Below are 16,601 nucleotides of genomic sequence, written 5' to 3' on the forward strand. Positions count from 1 at the left end.
CGGGGTGTCGGGTGTGCGATGTCTGTTTGGGTCTGTTTCTTAATTCTGGTTCCGTTCGCGCCCGTTTTCTTGACCCTTGTTCGAGGTGGCTGGTAGTCATGCCAAAGGAAGCCATATATTCGGGCGCAAACGGGTGTCCGATGTCGACGGCCTGGCGTGGAACGGTTGTGCGCTGAAGGGAGAGACCGATGGGAACCATGGCGGAGCTACTGGCGAACCTCCACCACAAGGTGTACTCGCCCGATGGACAACTGGAGGCCGAACTGCGTGGGGACCGCGTGGTGAACCTGGCGTTCCGCGCGGGCACGTACCGGCACTACACCGAGCGGACCCTTGAGACCCAGCTCGCGCGCCTGGCGTTGCGGACCTGGACTGCCTACCAGCGCGGCTATGACGCCGCCCTGTCCGAGGCGACCGGTCGCGTCGTGGAACGCGGCCGGGAGACATGGGACGCCGGCCGACGCCGCTTCCGGGATGCGCAGGCCGCCATGGTCTCGAAGGGCATGTCGCCGGGTCGTCTCGTCTACGTCGAGACGACCGGGATGACGTCCTGGCACTTCGTGATCCGTGACGGGGCACTGAGGACGACGGAGGAACCGGCCTTCGTCGCCGAGGTGCTCGGCGCGTACCGGGCGGTGAGCCTCGACTACCGCGTGAAGGTCGGGCGGCTGCGCACCGCGCACTTCGGCAACGGCTTCCGACCGACACATGCCCCGACGAAGGAGGACCGGCATGAGTGACGACATACCCACCGATGTCACCGGTGGGGACCTCAACACCCTGTGGCGGGTGGCGAACATCCACTTCCCCAGGGTCGAGAACGCCTACAACGACCCGTTGACCGAGATTCACAAGGTCAACGGCACACCCGACGACCGGAAGTACGGCAGATGCCATCCATGGTGGACCACCGTGGCATGCCTGCTGGAACGGTCGATGTTCTCCACGGTGGGTTCGCTGTACGCCACAGAGGTGGCCCTCAACCGGGCCATCGACGCCTACACCCGCGTGGACGGTAACAACGCGAAGAATCTGACCGCGCTGGGCCAGGACATGCAGGCGATCATCGACAGCGAAGGCGGCGAGGCCGTCGATTGGGAGCTTCCGGGCGAATACGACGGCCCGAACTTCAACCAGCCGGACTCGTGGAGCGAGGTGCACGATGACTGATCCCGACGACGAGGCGATCCGGGACGCCGTGGAGAAGATGCTGAAGGCCGCCAAGGAGAAGGCCCTCGACGAGGCGACCGACAGCTGGATCGACGGCAACGGGCAAGGACACCACGAGACCCCCTCGGACGAGACGAAGCAGCGGATCGACGAGGAGATGGAGTCGCTCAGGAAGCGCTTCGAGGACGTCCTCACACCCCATCCCGACGACTTCGACTCCGTCATCGGCACGACGAAACGGGTCGAGGGCGCCCTGGGCGTGTTCGCGGCCTCCAAGGACCTCGACGAGAACTCCGACCGGATCGGCGGAGACGCCGACTTCGGCCTGATCGACACCGCCAAGGGGGAGATACAGAACGACTGGGACGGTCGACTGCGCAACGAACTCGTCGACAACTATTTGACGCCGCTGTACCCGAACATCATCGCCACTCAGGGAAGCCTGGCACGCTACCTGCGACAGCACGCGGAGATCATGCAGATGATCTACGTGCGCCGGCGCCGGGACGCGAAGAAGATCGCAGAGGACGCGGTCGCCGCGTTCGAGGCCATCAACGACAGCAAGGGAAGCGACCTGAAGATCCTGTTGTCGGTCATCAGCGGATTGATCGGCCTGGGCGCCGCGGTCGCGGGGCCCTTCGCCTCCGGGGTCGCCGGTCCGCTGGCCATCGGACTGTCGTCGGCCGCGTGGTCGGCGGGGAACGTGATCGGCGGCAACTTCATTCCGGACGACAAGAAGGACGTTCCGTTGGGGGCCGACACCGTCCACGGTGTCGTCGACAACGTCTACAAGGCGTTGGACGAGTCGGACAAGACGATGCAGGACGAGGAGGACGAGGTCCTGACGTCGCTCCAGAACGTCGAGCAGGTGGTCTACCCGTTGGTGATGGGTTCGAACGCGGAACTGGACAAGGGGAACGACCTGGTACCGATGCGTCCCGAGATCCTCGACGTCTCCGACCCCGAGGAGCTTCGGGACGGCATCACGGTCTACGGCGGTTCGGACGACGACCGTGGCGGACGCGGCAGTTACACCGGCGACGACCCTCCGGACGACTGGGACGGTGCGGTGTTCGATCCGCCGGGGGAGAACGGTTCCGTCATGCTCACCGGTCGTCTCGGGGTGAGGCGGCCGTGATGCGGCCGGGCGAGGTTCCCGGTCTCTCGTGAGGCGCGTCCACCGGTCGGTGTGTCCCCGCCGGGGCACACCGACCGGTCCGGTGGAGTGACACCCGTCGGGTTCAGGCCGGGGTGGCGTGGTTCGCGTTCTCCCAGGTGAAGCCGTCCGGGTCGGTGAAGGCACCCAGGTCTCCGCCGACGACGATCCGGTGTGATCCGCTGCCCTCGGGCGACACGCCGGCGACCTTGGCGAGTCCCTTGCGCTTGTACAACGCGAGCTTGACGGGGCTTCCCGAGGTGTCGAACTCGACGTACTTCTTCCCGAAGCTCTTGGCCACCGGGATGCCCCGCTCGGTGTAGAACTGTTTGGTCGCGGCGACGTCCTCGACGCCCAGCAGCAACACGATCTCGTCGACGTTCCGGCTGACCGGCGCGGTGTCCTTCTTGTTGGAGGTGCTGACCTGCCAGATCGTGCCGTCGGGCGCCTGCACGACCCCGCCGAACCCCCACAGTGACTTGGTGGCGGGCTTGAGTGAGGTGGCACCGGCCGCCAGCGCGGTGTCGATGAGGCTGACGGCGTTGGCCGGTTGCGAGACGATGAGCGACAGTGTGAAGCCCCGGAACCCGGTGCTCGCGGCGTCGGAGGCCCGGAACCGCAGCGGAGCGACACCGTCGAAGGCGTCGGCGTAGAACTTCTCGGCGGCGGCGGTGTCGGTCACCTCGAGGGTGATGTGGTCGATTGAAGTCATGCGATCCACGCTATGCGCGTGAACCGTCCCGGGCTTCTCGATTCGTGATCGATGCCGGACGAGTCGCGTCGCAGGTGCGGGCGAAGGCCCGGAATGGCAAGCGCTTGCCATACCGAGTCGCCTCCACCCTGCCTCGCCGTCAGCGCCGACCGGCGCGACTGTCACCGACACACGAGCACCACCCGCACGCATCCGGACACCGTTCACCCCGGGCCGGGAACGGGCCGACCCCTTAGGATCGGGGCTCGCCGTCGTGTCGAGGAGTTCGCGTGTCCGTTCCGGAGAAGAACCCGCCCCGCCCCGACGGTCGTGCGCTGCGGATCGGGATGTTCGCGATCTACCTCGTCCTGCTCACCTGGATCGTGCTGTGGAAGCTCGAAGTCCCGTACATCGGCGGTGGTGAGCTGCGCCTGGTGAAGTGGGTGCCGTTCGTGCCCGGCTCCGGAGCGGACGGCAGCGCGCCCCTGGAAGCCGTCGCCAACGTCCTGTTCTTCGTCCCGTTCGGTCTGTACCTGGGACTGCTCGCCCCGTCGTGGCGGTGGTGGCGGACGGCCGCGACCGTCGCGGGCGCGAGCCTGCTCCTGGAGGCGGCCCAGTACGTCCTGGCGCTGGGAAGTTCCGACGTCACCGACCTGATCACGAACACGGCCGGGGGACTGGCGGGGTTCGGACTGTTCGTACTGGCACGGCGGCGGTTGCGGGCCAGGACGGTGCCCGTCATGACCCGGGTATGTGTGATCGGGACGGTGGTGATCCTGTTGTTGAGTGGGATCGTGGTCGCCTCTCCGTTGCGGTACGCGCCGCCTCGGGACGCCGCGTCGACGTCCGAGGCGTACGGTGACCCGCTCGCGTCGTCGTTCCCGTCACGCGCGGCGTGACAGTCGCGCCAGGTCGGACTTCGCCCGCTCCAGCCAGCTCACCGAATCGTGCCGGGTGAACACCTCGATCACTGCGGTCAACACCTCCCGCGCGGTGTCGAGGTCGCCGTGGGCCTCGGCGACCAGCGCCAGGCCGCGTCGCCCGGTGGCCACGCCGACCGGGTCGCCCAGTGCCTCGAACGCCGCGACGGTGTCGGTGTAGTGGCCGGTGGCGGCGGTGAGATCGGCGCGCAGCAGCGCGATGTCACCGAGCCCTCGGAGCGTGTACGCGACCGCGACGCCGTCGCCCTCGTCGCGGGACACCGCCAGCGCCTCCCGGAACCTCTCGTCGGCCAGCGCGAAGTCCTGCCGCAGTTCGGCGACCCGCGCCAGGCCACGCAGCACGTAGGCGACCCGGCGTCGTTTCCCGGCGGCCTCGTATGCGGCGATCGCCTTCCCGTATCGGTCCTCGGCCGCGGCGTCGTCGCCGCGTAGTTGTGCGATCTCGCCGAGGCCGCGTTGCGCGTTGCCGATCCCGGGATCGTCGCCCACCGAGGTGGACACCTCCAGGGCGGCGCGGTAGTGGCCGTCGGCGGCGTCGAGGTCGCCGCGCAACCGTGCCGCCTCGCCCAGTCCCCAGTGTGAGTGGGCGACCCGGGTCCGGTCGCCGTGTTTCTCGTCGATGAGCATGGCGTGCCGGAACCCGACTTCGGCGGCGTCGCACCGGTTGTAGAGCACACCCCGGTACCCGAGGTAACGGGCGAGCCTGCCGTGTGCGGGGCCGGTCCCGGTCAACGCCAGGTCCCGGATGCTGTCGGCCTCGACGCCGAACCAGTCGTTGAAGTTGTCGCGGTTGTCGTCCAGCAGCCGTTGGAAGTGGTCGATGAGGGCGGCGCGGATCGCGGTCTTCTCGTCGGTGTCGCCGGCGGTCTCCTGTTCCGCGAGGTGGAGGCCGTAGGCCCGGATGAGGTCGTGTGCCCGGTAGCCGCGCAGGGTGCGGTCGCGGTGGCCGGTGTGGTTCCGTTCCGCGAATCCGGCCTTGTCGAGCCGTTTCATCCGGCGTTCGGCCTCGTGGGTGTCGCAGCCCATTCCGGCGGCGAGGCTCGCGAGGGTGGCGTCGTATCCGGGGTGCGCGCCCAGTACCCGCAGCGCGAACCGGGCGTCGGGGTCCAGTCGCCGGTAGGAGCCGGCGAGCCGGTCGAACAGGTCGCGTTGGTGATCGACGTGGGTGAGGACGTGCCGGGCCGACGACGGTTCCGGCAGGTCCTCGATGATCTCCTCCAGTGAGGTCTCGTGGTTGGCGACCTCCTCGGCGTGGGTCCCGATCAGCACCGGGACGTACAGGTCGCGCCGCACGAGTTCGGTCACGAGCGCGAGGGGGTGGTCGTCGCCGGCGATCATTCGGAACATCGCGATCGCGTCGGCCTCCTCGAGGATGCCCAACCGCATCGGCGGGATGTTGCCCTCGACCCGCAGCAGTTCGCGGCTGGTGACGATGGTGGCGCAGCCGTCGCCGCGGACGAGGAGCCCGTCGAGTTGGGTGACGCTGTCCACGTTGTCCCAGATCATCAGGAGGCGGCGTCCGGCGGCGGCGGCCTGCCAGCGGTCGACACGGGCCCGGTGGTCGAGTCTGCCGATCTCGTCGGCGGGGACGGCGCCGACCCCGACCAGCACGGAGCCGAGTGCGTCGGTGGCGGTGTCGGAGCGGCTGTCGCGGTAGGAGCGGAAGTCGTGGAACACCCGGCCGTCGGGGAACCCGGCCTTGAACCGGTTCCCGAAGGCCACGGCCAGCGCGGTCTTGCCCACGCCGCCGAATCCACCGATCGACTGCACCACGGCCAGCCCGCCGGCCCGGTCGAGCTGTTCCCGCAGTTGGGACAGCTCGTCTTCCCGTCCGACGAACCGGGTGCCGCTGTTGTCGGGGGCCCAGTAGTCCTGCCAGCCGTCGTCGTGGCGGCGGGTGAACGCGGCGTCCCACTCGGGGAACGCGGTCGTATCGGTGTGGAGCGCGATCACGGTTTCGGCGGGCAGGGTGGTGGCCAGCGCCGACAGGGGCGTGGCCACCGCACCGGAGGCGTGCCGCCTGTTGTTGACGACCGCGACCACCGTGCCGGTCTCGGCGTCCAGGAGCATCCCGCCGGACATGCCGCGTTGCGCGTGGCCGGTGGTCAGCCACCAGAATCCGTGGTCGTCGACGGTCTCCCAGATGAAGTCGACGCAGCGGAACCGTGGCGCGGACCGGGCGTCGTCGGGGTTGGGGCGGACCGCGACCACCGCGCGGTGACGGCGCGGTCCGGTGGGCGGTGACGGTGACAGGTCGACCCGGGGACACGGGTGCGTGGTGTGTGGGGCGCCGCCGGGGTCGCGTACCTCGATGAGCGCCAGGTCGGGCCAGGCCCACAGTCCGTCGGCTCCGGGCGCGGCGGGGGTGCGGCCCCGCACCACGCCGCGTAGTTCCCGGGTGGAGGCGCCCGGGCCGGCTGCCAGGTTCACGGTCGCACCGTCGGGCAGCTTCGCCACGACGTGCGCGCAGGTGAGGGCGTAGCCGGGCGCGACGAAGAAGCCGGATCCGAGGAATCCGGTGGCGGGCGATTCGATCCGGACGGCGAATCGGTACAGTCGCAGGTCGTCGATGGCGGTGGGAGACAACGGGAACCTCCCGTCGAGGTCATTGACCGTCTGGTATGGACGTCCATTTGAGAGTGATCTTCAGCGACGCCGACGCGCCGCCGCCCACGAGCAGCCCCGTCAGTCGTCCCGACTTCACGTCGGCGGTGACGCCGAACTCGACGGTCGCCTCCTGGGGCTTGACCCGCTCCCACACCGTGGTCAGTTCACCGGCGACGGCGGCCACCATGTCGCGGACCCGGTCGAAGGACTCCGGCTCCAGCGATCCGCTGATCGGCGTCAGGCCGTCATAGGTGTCCGAGGGCGACGCGACCGTCTCCATCAGGAACTCGGTGTCACCGATCTTGACCGGAACCACTTCACGCACGGGCGACTCACAACGGTAGGTGGGGACGGGATGCCTCCACGGTAACAAGTCGCCGCCAACACCGGAAGGGATCACTTGGCGATCAACAACACCAGCGACCTGCCGTGGACGTCGTACCCGGTTCCGGCGCCACCGATCAGGTCCTCGGTGCCCGGCGCGGCCACCTGGTCGCCGCCTTCGGCCCAGGCGGCGGTGTCGGTCACCCGGTACCACTGCCTGCCCGCGCCGGGATCGGGCAACGTGAAACCGACCTGCCCCGACCAGCCGTTGTAGGCGACGTACAGCGCCGCCGCCGGGTCACCCAGCTCGGTGCCGTCGAGCCGCCAACCGAGCGCGTGGTTGCCGGGATCGTTCCAGTAGGCGGCGTCGGGTGTGACTCCGGCGGGGGTGAACCAGTCCAGTTGGCCCATGCCGTTGCCGTTGCCGTCGGTCGAGGTGTAGAAGCCGCCGGGCCGCAGCGCCGGGTGGTCTGCCCGGAACGCCAGCATTCCGGCGGTGAACTCGGCGAACTCGGTCTGGTCGGTGTCGGGGGACCAGTCCAGCCAGTTCGCGGAGGAGTCCAGATTGTACGGATTGTTGTTGCAGCGCAACGACCGCAGGTGCTCGTCGCCACCGTTGAACATCGGGGTCCCCGCCGACAGCGCCGTCAACGCCATGCCGTTGCGGGCGGCCTGGCGCTGCGCGGCCGGGTCGCCGCCCTGGTCCCAGGACAGGTTGTGGTCGCTGCCGCCGTCGGAGGGACCGTACGGCCACGGCTGGGTGTTGTGTTTGGCGTTGCAGGAGTACAGGTCGGAGAGGGTGAAACCGTCGTGCGCGACGATGAAGTTGACCGAGGCGGCCGGAGTGCGGCCGTCGTCGCCGTACAGGTCGGACGACCCGGCGATCCGGGTGGCGAGCTGCCCGGGCGTCACGGCGGTCACGCCGAGCTTGTTCTGGTCGGCGCGGAAGGTGTCGCGGAACGTGTCGTTCCATTCCGACCACTCGGCCGGGAAGTTCCCGACCTGGTAGGTGCCGGGGCCGATCGCCCACGGTTCGGCGATCCAGTCGGTGCCGGTGCCGCCGCCGGTCGGCCGTGGTGGTAGGGCGGCGGTGATGGCGTTGAGCGCGGTGGCCGGGTCGTCGCGGTCGAACCGGAAGCAGCCGTGTTGGCAGGTGTTCCCCAACACCGAGGCCAGGTCGAGCCGGAACCCGTCGACGCCGAGCGTGTCGCGCCAGTGCCGCAGCGATTCCACGATGAGGTCCCTGGCGACCGGGTGGTAGGTGTTGTAGTTCCCGCCGACGCCGGTGTTGTCGAAGGAGTGCTGCCGGTCGGCGGTCAACGAGTAGTAGGTGGGGTTGTCCAGTCCCCGCCACGACAGGATGTTGTAGGTGCTCGCGTCGCCGGCCCGCCAGGCGTAGCCTTCGCCGGTGTGGTTGTAGACGACGTCGACGAACACCTTGATCCCGTTGTCGTGGAAGGACTTCACCATCGCCTGGAACTCCGCGGTGGGGCCGCCGGGGCTCTTGTCGGAGGAGTACCGGCGGTCGGGGGCGAAGTAGTTGAGGGTGGCGTATCCCCAGTAGTTGTCGCCTTCGGTGCCGGTGGCGTCCACGTCGTTGGCGTCGTTGGGGGTCTCGGCGACCGGTAGCAGTTCGACGGCGGTGACACCGAGCGCGGCGAGGTGCCCGGCCTTCATGCCCGCGCCCCGGTAGGTTCCCCGGTACTGTGCCGGGACGGCGGGGTCGTCGGCGGTGAAGCCCCGGACGTGGACCTCGTAGACCACGTCGTCCTTGAGCGGCCGGGTGGGTTTCACACCGGTGTCGGCAGTGGATACCGGTAGCACGATGCTCTTGGGCGCGACGAGTCCGCTGTCCTTGAGGCGGTGCAGCGGTCCGGAGGCGTAGACCGTCTGGTCGGTCATGCCGGGCCGCAACGGATCGTGGCTCAGTTCCCGGGAGTACGGGTCGGACAGCAGTTTGTTGGGGTTGAACCGGTTCCCGGCGGCGTCCACGTCGGAGACGAAGCCGGCCGCCGAGCCGGGCGTCCACTGCGGATCGTGTCGCCAGTTCGGCCCCCACGCCCGGTATCCGTAGTAGACGGTTCGGGTGATGCCGGCCGCCGCCAGTTCCGCCGTCGTGAGGGTCGCGGTGAAGACGTCGCCGGTGTCGGTGAGGGTGCGGCCGAGCCGGTGGGCGGCGCCGGTCGGATCACTGTAGAGGTAGACGTCGATGCGTTCGGCGGCGGAGGAGTACACGGCGAAGGTGACGGCGTCGCCTGCGGCGGTGTAGTGGCCGCCCAGCGGCACGCTGGACGCGGCGTGTCCGGCGGAACCGGTGAACAGGAACGCGGTGACGAGAAGCAGGGCGCAGGCGGCGACGGCCGCCCGCCGGGGGAGGCGGGGCGACATGGCGATGTCCTTTCGGGCATGGGGACTGCCGTAGCGCGGACGGTACCAACCTTCGCATTCGGTGGCAAGACGCCGGAAACGGAACGGTCTACGACACCGCGGTGAGACGCCGGTCACAGCGGGAACCCGGGCCGGTCGGCCAACGACTTCTATGGCACGTAGAAGTTCGGGCTCGTGCCCGGAGACGAGGAGAACCAGTGACCATGTTCCGACGCCGGACCGCGTTGCTCACCACGGCATTCGCGGGTGCCCTGCTGCTGACCGGATGCGGTGGCGAGACCGCCGCATCGCCGCAGACGACAGACACCGGAGAAGCCGAGACCACCACCGCGCTGACCGTCGAGGACGGTTGGGTCAAGGCCGCCGACGAGGGGATGACCGCCGTGTTCGGCGTCCTCGGAAACCCCGGCGACACCGACGTCGTCATCGTCTCGGCGGAATGCGCGGTGTCCCCGATGGAACTGCACGAGATGGCCATGGCCGACGGCGAGATGATCATGCGGGAGAAGGCCGACGGGATCGTCGTCCCCGCCGGCGGCGAATACGTCCTCGAACCCGGCGGCGACCACCTGATGCTCATGGACCTCGCCGAACCGGTCCTCCCCGGCGACGAACTTACCGTCACGCTCACCTTCGACACCGGCGACGAGTTCGAGTTCACCGTGGTCGCCAAGGAGTTCGCCGGCGCCGACGAGGAGTACCAGGGCGACGGGCACGCCGAGTCGGGGACGCACCGGTGACCGATCGTCGCACCCGGGTGCCCCGCCGAACCCTGCTGACCGGTGGACTCGCCGCCGTCGGGGGAGCCGCCGCGACCGCCGCCGCACTGTGGGACCGGAATCCCGAGCCGACACCGCCCACCGCGCCCGACACCGTGGAACCGTTCCACGGCGCCCGTCAGGCCGGCATCGCCACCCGGCCACAGGGGCACGCGGTGTTCGTGGCGTTCCGGCTGCGCGACGGTGTCACCGCGGACCGCTTCGCCGCCGTCCTCCGGCTGCTCGGCGACGACGCCGAACGGTTGACGGGCGGCGTCGCCGCCCTGGGAGACACCGAACCGGAACTCGCCCCGTACACCGCGCGCCTGACCGTGACCTTCGGCTTCGGGTACGGGATGTTCGACGCCCTCGGCGTGGCCGACCGCAGGCCGGAGGGCTTCCGGCCGCTCCCGGCTTTCGAGACGGACCGGCTCGACCCCGCGTTCAGCGGTGGTGACCTGCTGATCCAGGTGTGCGCCGACGACCCGACCACCGTGGCGCACACCGTGCGGATGCTGACCAAGGACGCCCGGTCGGTCATGACGGTCGCCTGGGCGCAACGCGGGTTCCGGCAGACGACACCGGTCATAGGGGAGGACGCGACGCCGCGAAACGTCATGGGGCAGTTGGACGGCACGACCAACCCGCACCCGGGCGAACCCGGATTCGAGGACGTGGTGTGGCGGCGGGACGGGTCGTCCCCTGGCTGGTCGACACTGGTGGTCCGGCGGATCCGGGCGGAGATGGAGACCTGGGACGCCGTCGACCCGCTTTCCAAAGAGATGGTGATCGGGCGGCGGCTCGACACCGGGGCGCCGTTGACGGGGGAGAAGGAGAGCGACGAGCCCGACTTCGACGACGTGGACGGCCTCGGGCTGTCGGTCATCGCGCCGAACGCCCACATCAGACGGTCTCGGTTGGACGACGGCCGCCGCATCTTCCGGCGCGTCTACAACTACGACGACACGCGCGCGGCCGACGGCACCGCCGACATGGGGCTGATCTTCGCGTCGTACCAGGCGGACATCTCGACCTTCGTCGACATCCAGCGGCGGTTGGACGAGGCCGACATGCTGAACCGCTGGGTGACCCCGGTCGGCTCGGCGGAGTTCGCGATCCCGCCGGGTTGTGAGGCCGGCGGCTGGATCGGCGAGACCGTCTTCACCTGACCCTCCTTTTCCGCCTTGGGTGGCCTGGGGCCGATCGACACGCCTCGAATAGGCCCTGATGTCCGGTTTTCGGCGGCCTCAGGCCACCCAAGCCGGGCCTCAGACCACCCAAGCCGGGATGTGAGGTCGGGGTCAGGTGGCGGGGGGCACGGCCGGGGCGGCGGCGGTGACGGGTACCTGTAGCTCGACCACCGGGTCCCGGCCGTCGCCGCCGGGATCCAGTACCTGCTCGCGCGCCGGCCTGGTGAACCGCATGCCGTGATCACCGGCCCACCGCACCACCTGGCGGGCGACGTCCAGTAGGCCGTGGGTCAAGCCGGGATAGACGAGCGTCGCGGCTTCGACGGGCGGCAACTCCGTCACGGTGCAATCGGTTGGCTCGGCGGTCCTCAACACCGGTAGGCCGACGTGCACCGTGACACACTCACCCAGTTCCGTCGGCGTCTGGAAGTATCGCGTCTCCGGCCCGGAGACGACGCGACCGGTTTCGCCGAGCAGTCGGCGCAGTCTCGCGGACAGCTCGGTCACTGTCCGGCGCATGACGACCGGGCCGAATCCATAGTGCCGCAGCATGCCGACCGACACGTGTCGAACTTGGGAACTCCCCGATGGTGAACATGATGGTCCGAGTATGCGACCTACCACGGTGTCAGGGTTAAACCCTCGGGCCGTGATGGTCGCTCTGCCGTTGTCGCCCGCACTGCGATCCCCACGATGTCCTTGGGTTGCAACCCGTTGCGCCGGAAGCGCGTGACGTTGAATGGTCGGTTCTCCGGCCCTGCCCACTCGACCTGACCGAAGGTGCCCAATGCGACGATATCCCGTCCTTCTGCCGGTCCTGCTGTTCGCTGCCACATCGTTGGCGGTGGCGATCGCGGGCCCGGCGCACGCGTCCAATTGTCTCACGAGCTACGTCGACTTCGACGGTGATGGTTTGAGCGACTCCTTCTTCGCCGATGCCACGGCGGAGGTTGAGGGCCACCGCTCCGCCGGCGCCGTATACGTGGAGTACGGAGACGGTACTGTTCAGGTACTCACACAGGCGACACCGAATGTCCCGGGTAATCCCGAAACCGTGGATCGGTTCGGTGATGAAGTGGCAGTCGCGGATTACAACATGGACAATTGCGAAGATCTCATCGTCGCTGCACCCAACGAGATGATCGATGGCATGCCCGCCGCAGGTGCCGTATGGATCTTTCTCGGCGGACCGGACGGATTCGCCTCACAACCTGGATCGGTGCTTAACATCGATCAGGATTCGCCCGGCATCCCCGGTGCGGTCGAAGCCTATGACGAGTTCGGGTCCGCAGTGGCATCCGGTTTGGAGAACGGCAAGAGCGGCGTCATCGCGATCGGATCGTACGGCGAGAACGAGGATGGCGGCGCCGTATACCTGTTGCACCGGGGTGAGGTGACGCTGATCAACCAGAACAGCTCCGGCATACCCGGTGACCGCGAGAACGGCGACAACTTCGGACGATCGCTGGGAATGAGCCAGCGTCACTTGATCGTGGGCGTGCCTGGTGAGGGCGTGGGCGACGAGGTGCAAGTGGGCATCGTCCAGGTGATCGAGTACCGGCTGGATGGCTACAAGCCCCAGGTGGTGTCTGCACAAACGATCTCCCAGGATACCCCGGGGGTTAGCGGAGCCTCCGAGGTGCACGACTTCTTCGGTACGACGGTCGTCGCCAATTCGTATGCGATCGCCTCCGGATTCACGGAGACCTACTTCGCGGTCGGTGTCCCCTCGGAGGATGTGGGCGATGTCAATTGGGCCGGAATGGTGCACACCTTTACCACCTCGGGTGACTCCGTCACAGAACTGCATGCCTTTCACCAGGATACGACCGGGGTCAACGGGGTACTCGAAGCCAGTGATGCCTTCGGATGGGAACTGGACCTCGACACGCGTGCGCCTCGAATCCAGACCAGGATTACGGACCTGTCATTGATCGTCGGCGTGGACGAGGACGGTTCTGACGGCGAGGGGTTCTCCGGTGCGTCACTGCACGTGTTTCCGGCTTCCAAGTCGCCCGGTGCTGGCGTCTGGGTCGGTTCGGGAGCGGTCGGCATTCCGTTCACCAATCTGGAGATTCACCAGACCTTCACATCCAAGACCTGGCTGTGGATCGATTCTCTTGAAGGTGAGCGTTATGCGGTGCCATGGGTGAACATCTTGGAAGGTGCGGACGAGCCGGTACGGACCGTTCCCTGGCCGTAATGAGGAGCGGCCGTGCCGGTCTCGGGAGGAGGACCGGCACGGCCGCGGGGCCTCACGCGACCGCATGGCGGTGCGGGGGCGTGAGGCGGCCGCCGGGCGGAAGTCCGGCGGCCGGTCTCCACCGGGGTCAGCGGCGGAGGGACCGGAACACGGCGCGCGCTCGTCGCAGGGTGAGGAATCCCGTCCCGCCGCAACGATCGCAGCCCGTCGGGTCACCGGCGGGCCTGCGGCATCCACAGCGGACGGTCGGTGTGGTCGTCGGTATCGGCGCGGTCATCCGTCGCACACCTTCGCGTCCCGCCACCGCCGGTACACGGCCAGCGCCTCCGACTCGATGGTCCGGCGCCAGTCGGCCGGATTGTCGACCCAGCCGGAACCCCACCTGGCCTCGGGACGGTGGTCCGGGCAGGCGATGGTGAGCAGCAGGGCGCGTCGTCCCCGCCATCTTCCCCAGACCCGGATGGTGTCCGTCGCGGTCGGGGCGGAGGTGACGGTCAGGACCTGCCGTGCCGTGTCGAGCATGAACGTTCCGTAGACGGTGAGGCCGAGGAAGCTCACGTCGGTCATCGGTTGGCGGCCGGTCATGACGGCCGCCGCGACAGCACGACCCGGCAGGGCCAGTCGGTGCGGCACACCTGACACGTCACTCCCCGGATCACGTCCGGGAAGTGCGGCCGTCGATCGGTTTCCGTCGGGGCGGCCGTGCGGCTACCAACCGTCACGGCGTCGGCGCGTATCCTGTCACTGCCATCCATAACTGCCTCCAAGCGTGTGGACGGTCATCGGGAGCCGGGGCGCGCCGCAATCGCGCCCCGGCTCTTCTCGTGAGACCCCATCCCCCTACGGAACCGCCTCACACCATGACCGTAAGGCGCGGGCAGTCCGATGTGAAGCTGACACGAGTCATCAGTATTGAAGCCTCAGATTGAATCTTCAGATTCTGAAGGAGCAGAGTGACGGTTATGTCACAGCCGACTCTGCCGATGATCATTCTGGGGCGGAATATCCTCAAGTTGAGACGGGCTGCGGGCCTGTCCCAGGCTCAGCTCGCCAAACGGTGTCGAGTTAGTGAGGCTAAGATTTCCAATATGGAGAACGGCAAACACCGTATCTCCCTATTCGACATTGCCGGGCTTTGCCGGGTTCTGAATGCCTCCCCCGAACTGACCCGGCAGTTGGAACGTATGTCAGGCGAGGCGGAGGGACCGGGATGGTGGGAGCCCTATACCACGTACATGCTTCGCGACTTCTCCATGTGCTTGGAGCTTGAGGCTATCTGCGCGCGCCTGGACATCTACGAGTCCGAGCTCATCACGGGGCTGTTGCAGACCCGCGAGTATGCGGCGGCGGTCAATGCAGTCGTGCCGTCATTCGATGCTGAGCAGATTGCCGAGGCAGGTGATTTGCAGGCGAAGCGGCAAGAGGTGTTCTGGTCTCGTGATCCCATGCCCGAAGTTCGGATCGTCTTGCATGAATCGGCGGTGTCCCGTTCGATCTGCGGTGCTGAGGGCGATAGTGAGCAACGCCAACACCTCCTTGACGTTGCGAGTAGAGCCAACGTCGACATGCGAGTTCTTCCGTCAAACGGCGCTCATCCGAGCATGAAGGGGTCGTACATGATCTTGGGATCGGGTGTTCCGGAGATCGCCGACACCGTTTACACGGAGACCGTGACTGGCGCGAGGTACGAGGCTACGCAGGATGCGGTGACTCAAGCGCGTAGATTCTTCGAGGCCACACTTGCACATGCTGTACCAGTGAAGGAGTACTCACATGAAGCCCAGCTCTTGGCGCAAAGCACGTAGAAGCCAGGGCGGTGGCAACTGCGTGGAGGTCCGGTTGAGTGGGCCGGTGGAGGTTCGCGACAGTAAGGCCCCGGCGCTCGGCAGTCTCGCCGTGGACCGCGCCGACTTCACGGCTCTGCTCGACGCCCTCCGTTAGTTGCCGTTCGGGTCGTTCCCTTGCGACACTTGGGGAGCGGCCCGGTTCGTTCCACCGGCGGGGCAGGTGGTCCCGGCGTGGATCGCGGTCGCTGAAGCCGAAGGAGCACCGAGATGACCGGCGCGTGGCGGAAACCTGCCCGAAGCCATGGAGCGGGCGGAAACTGTGTGGAGGCGCGGTTGTGGCATGGGCAGCCGCAACTGCGGGACAGCAAAATGGGCGATGCCTCGCCTATTCTGAAGCTGGACCGCGCCGACTTCACGGCTCTCCTGGTCCAGATCCGCTAGTTGACTCGTGGCTCGTCCCCTCGGGAGAATGAGGGGACGGCCCGAACCTCCGAGTGATCATCGTGGTGGTTTCACGGTCAGGGCCGTGTCCGGCACCCGGATGAAGGGACCGACCGATGACACCTGGTAGATGGCGCAAGTCCAGCCGAAGCGGTGGCCACACTGGCAACTGCGTGGAGGTCCGGTGGAGTGGGCCGGTGGAGGTTCGCGACAGTAAGGCCCCGGCGCTCGGCAGTCTCGCCGTGGACCGCGCCGACTTCACGGCTCTCCTGACCGCCCTCCGTTGATCGGCTTGGTTGGGCATAATGTCGGCTTGGTTGGTCATACGACCCCGAAAAATCGGACATCCGGGCTTATTCGAGGCATGTCGATCGTCGTGCGGCCAACCAAGCCGCGTGAATGAGGGGTCGGCGGTGGGGGACGCCGGGTGGGCTCAGGCGGTGTGGGACGCCGTGAACGCCGCCACGAAGGCGGCCTGTGCGTCGGTCTCCACCGCGGTCCTGCGGTAGCCGGCGCGCACGTACTCCACCGCCTCGGATGCCGGAACCCCGTCCAGGACGGCGATGCAGGACAACGCGGTACCCGTGCGGCCGTGACCGCCCGCGCAGGCGACCTCCACCCGCGCGGTCGCGGCCCGTCGCAGCGCGTCGTGGAACGCCTCGGCGGCGACGTCCGAATCGGACGGTAGACCGAAGTCGGGCCACGGCACCCACACGTGTGGCCAGGTGATCCCGGTGGGCGGTGCGTCCAGCATGTAGTACCCGAACTCCGGCGCGGGCCCGTCGGACATCGGCGCCATGACGCCCCGGCCGCGAATCGTTCTCCCGGAGGGGAATCGCAGCAGTCCGGTCGTGTCGGCGGTCCAGGTCTCGGTCACCGGCGAAGCCTAACCCGCGGTGCCGACGACCCGAGTCCCGGTCGTGCCGCGAACCCGGCGCCGACCCA

Annotated in this window: 18 protein-coding genes; 11 read left to right on the forward strand and 7 right to left on the reverse strand. The window is 68.0% G+C overall.

The features are described from left to right. The first annotated feature begins 188 nt into the window (after positions 1 to 188). Genes LX16_RS24320 through LX16_RS24330 form a run of 3 tightly spaced genes read left to right on the forward strand, consistent with a single transcriptional unit; the run spans position 189 to position 2,308 of the window. The gene (locus LX16_RS24320; protein WP_147143998.1) at positions 189 to 740 is read left to right on the forward strand and encodes a hypothetical protein; all 552 of its coding nucleotides are present in this window, start codon (positions 189 to 191) and stop codon (positions 738 to 740) included. Continuing rightward, the gene (locus LX16_RS24325; protein ID WP_147144001.1) at positions 733 to 1,170 is read left to right on the forward strand and encodes a hypothetical protein; all 438 of its coding nucleotides are present in this window, start codon (positions 733 to 735) and stop codon (positions 1,168 to 1,170) included. The genes LX16_RS24320 and LX16_RS24325 overlap by 8 nt, the downstream gene beginning before the upstream one ends. After that, positions 1,163 to 2,308 (forward strand): hypothetical protein, encoded by a 1,146-nt coding sequence (locus LX16_RS24330; protein WP_147144004.1) that lies wholly within the window; start codon positions 1,163 to 1,165, stop codon positions 2,306 to 2,308. Before LX16_RS24325 ends, LX16_RS24330 begins: the two co-directional genes overlap by 8 nt. A 103-nt stretch (positions 2,309 to 2,411) precedes the next feature. Here LX16_RS24330 and LX16_RS24335 read toward each other — a convergent pair whose 3' ends face one another. Beyond that, the gene (locus tag LX16_RS24335; protein WP_147144007.1) at positions 2,412 to 3,038 is read right to left on the reverse strand and encodes a VOC family protein; all 627 of its coding nucleotides are present in this window, start codon (positions 3,036 to 3,038) and stop codon (positions 2,412 to 2,414) included. Positions 3,039 to 3,307: 269 nt separating this feature from the next. Here LX16_RS24335 and LX16_RS24340 point away from each other — a divergent pair, with 269 nt between their 5' ends. Continuing rightward, positions 3,308 to 3,916, forward strand: coding sequence for a VanZ family protein (locus tag LX16_RS24340; protein ID WP_211354746.1), 609 nt, complete (start codon positions 3,308 to 3,310; stop codon positions 3,914 to 3,916). On the opposite strand, the gene LX16_RS24345 is transcribed toward LX16_RS24340, so the two are convergent. The 3 genes from LX16_RS24345 to LX16_RS24355 form a co-directional block, all read right to left on the reverse strand. After that, positions 3,902 to 6,544, reverse strand: coding sequence for a tetratricopeptide repeat protein (locus LX16_RS24345; protein WP_147144010.1), 2,643 nt, complete (start codon positions 6,542 to 6,544; stop codon positions 3,902 to 3,904). The two genes, LX16_RS24340 and LX16_RS24345, sit on opposite strands and share 15 nt — an antisense overlap. A gap of 19 nt (positions 6,545 to 6,563) precedes the next feature. Continuing rightward, positions 6,564 to 6,890 carry a CU044_2847 family protein gene (locus LX16_RS24350; protein ID WP_147144013.1) on the reverse strand — a complete coding sequence of 109 codons (327 nt, stop codon included), beginning with the start codon at positions 6,888 to 6,890 and terminating at the stop codon, positions 6,564 to 6,566. A gap of 71 nt (positions 6,891 to 6,961) precedes the next feature. Next, positions 6,962 to 9,277, reverse strand: coding sequence for a glycogen debranching protein (locus tag LX16_RS24355; RefSeq protein ID WP_147144016.1), 2,316 nt, complete (start codon positions 9,275 to 9,277; stop codon positions 6,962 to 6,964). 203 nt (positions 9,278 to 9,480) lie between these two features. On the opposite strand from LX16_RS24355, the gene LX16_RS24360 reads away from it, so the two are divergent. Further along, the gene (locus LX16_RS24360; protein ID WP_147144136.1) at positions 9,481 to 10,017 is read left to right on the forward strand and encodes a copper chaperone PCu(A)C; all 537 of its coding nucleotides are present in this window, start codon (positions 9,481 to 9,483) and stop codon (positions 10,015 to 10,017) included. Beyond that, the gene (locus LX16_RS24365; protein ID WP_147144019.1) at positions 10,014 to 11,204 is read left to right on the forward strand and encodes a Dyp-type peroxidase; all 1,191 of its coding nucleotides are present in this window, start codon (positions 10,014 to 10,016) and stop codon (positions 11,202 to 11,204) included. The genes LX16_RS24360 and LX16_RS24365 overlap by 4 nt, the downstream gene beginning before the upstream one ends. Positions 11,205 to 11,336: 132 nt before the next feature. Here LX16_RS24365 and LX16_RS24370 read toward each other — a convergent pair whose 3' ends face one another. Continuing rightward, on the reverse strand, positions 11,337 to 11,789 hold the full coding sequence (locus LX16_RS24370) for a GyrI-like domain-containing protein (RefSeq protein ID WP_147144022.1): 453 nt from the start codon (positions 11,787 to 11,789) through the stop codon (positions 11,337 to 11,339). A gap of 223 nt (positions 11,790 to 12,012) precedes the next feature. On the opposite strand from LX16_RS24370, the gene LX16_RS24375 reads away from it, so the two are divergent. Continuing rightward, complete coding sequence (locus LX16_RS24375; RefSeq protein WP_158645725.1) at positions 12,013 to 13,428, forward strand: FG-GAP and VCBS repeat-containing protein; 1,416 nt, start codon at positions 12,013 to 12,015, stop codon at positions 13,426 to 13,428. A 273-nt stretch (positions 13,429 to 13,701) separates the two neighbouring features. Here LX16_RS24375 and LX16_RS24380 read toward each other — a convergent pair whose 3' ends face one another. Continuing rightward, positions 13,702 to 14,061, reverse strand: a complete 360-nt coding sequence (locus LX16_RS24380; protein ID WP_147144028.1) for a hypothetical protein — start codon at positions 14,059 to 14,061, stop codon at positions 13,702 to 13,704. A gap of 350 nt (positions 14,062 to 14,411) precedes the next feature. Between LX16_RS24380 and LX16_RS24385 the strand changes: the two genes are divergently transcribed. From LX16_RS24385 to LX16_RS24400, 4 genes are all read left to right on the forward strand, one after another. Then, positions 14,412 to 15,233 (forward strand): helix-turn-helix domain-containing protein, encoded by an 822-nt coding sequence (locus LX16_RS24385; protein WP_244615966.1) that lies wholly within the window; start codon positions 14,412 to 14,414, stop codon positions 15,231 to 15,233. Continuing rightward, on the forward strand, positions 15,202 to 15,369 hold the full coding sequence (locus LX16_RS24390; RefSeq protein ID WP_147144035.1) for a DUF397 domain-containing protein: 168 nt from the start codon (positions 15,202 to 15,204) through the stop codon (positions 15,367 to 15,369). Before LX16_RS24385 ends, LX16_RS24390 begins: the two co-directional genes overlap by 32 nt. Positions 15,370 to 15,482: 113 nt before the next feature. Beyond that, positions 15,483 to 15,656 (forward strand): DUF397 domain-containing protein, encoded by a 174-nt coding sequence (locus tag LX16_RS24395; RefSeq protein ID WP_147144038.1) that lies wholly within the window; start codon positions 15,483 to 15,485, stop codon positions 15,654 to 15,656. A 116-nt stretch (positions 15,657 to 15,772) separates the two neighbouring features. Beyond that, positions 15,773 to 15,943 (forward strand): DUF397 domain-containing protein, encoded by a 171-nt coding sequence (locus tag LX16_RS24400; protein ID WP_147144041.1) that lies wholly within the window; start codon positions 15,773 to 15,775, stop codon positions 15,941 to 15,943. A 146-nt stretch (positions 15,944 to 16,089) separates the two neighbouring features. Here LX16_RS24400 and LX16_RS24405 read toward each other — a convergent pair whose 3' ends face one another. Beyond that, complete coding sequence (locus tag LX16_RS24405; RefSeq protein ID WP_147144045.1) at positions 16,090 to 16,533, reverse strand: protein-tyrosine phosphatase family protein; 444 nt, start codon at positions 16,531 to 16,533, stop codon at positions 16,090 to 16,092. Positions 16,534 to 16,601 lie beyond the last annotated feature (68 nt).

The sequence above is a fragment of the Stackebrandtia albiflava genome (genome assembly GCF_007994225.1).
In the GTDB taxonomy this organism is placed as follows: Bacteria; Actinomycetota; Actinomycetes; order Mycobacteriales; family Micromonosporaceae; genus Stackebrandtia; species Stackebrandtia albiflava.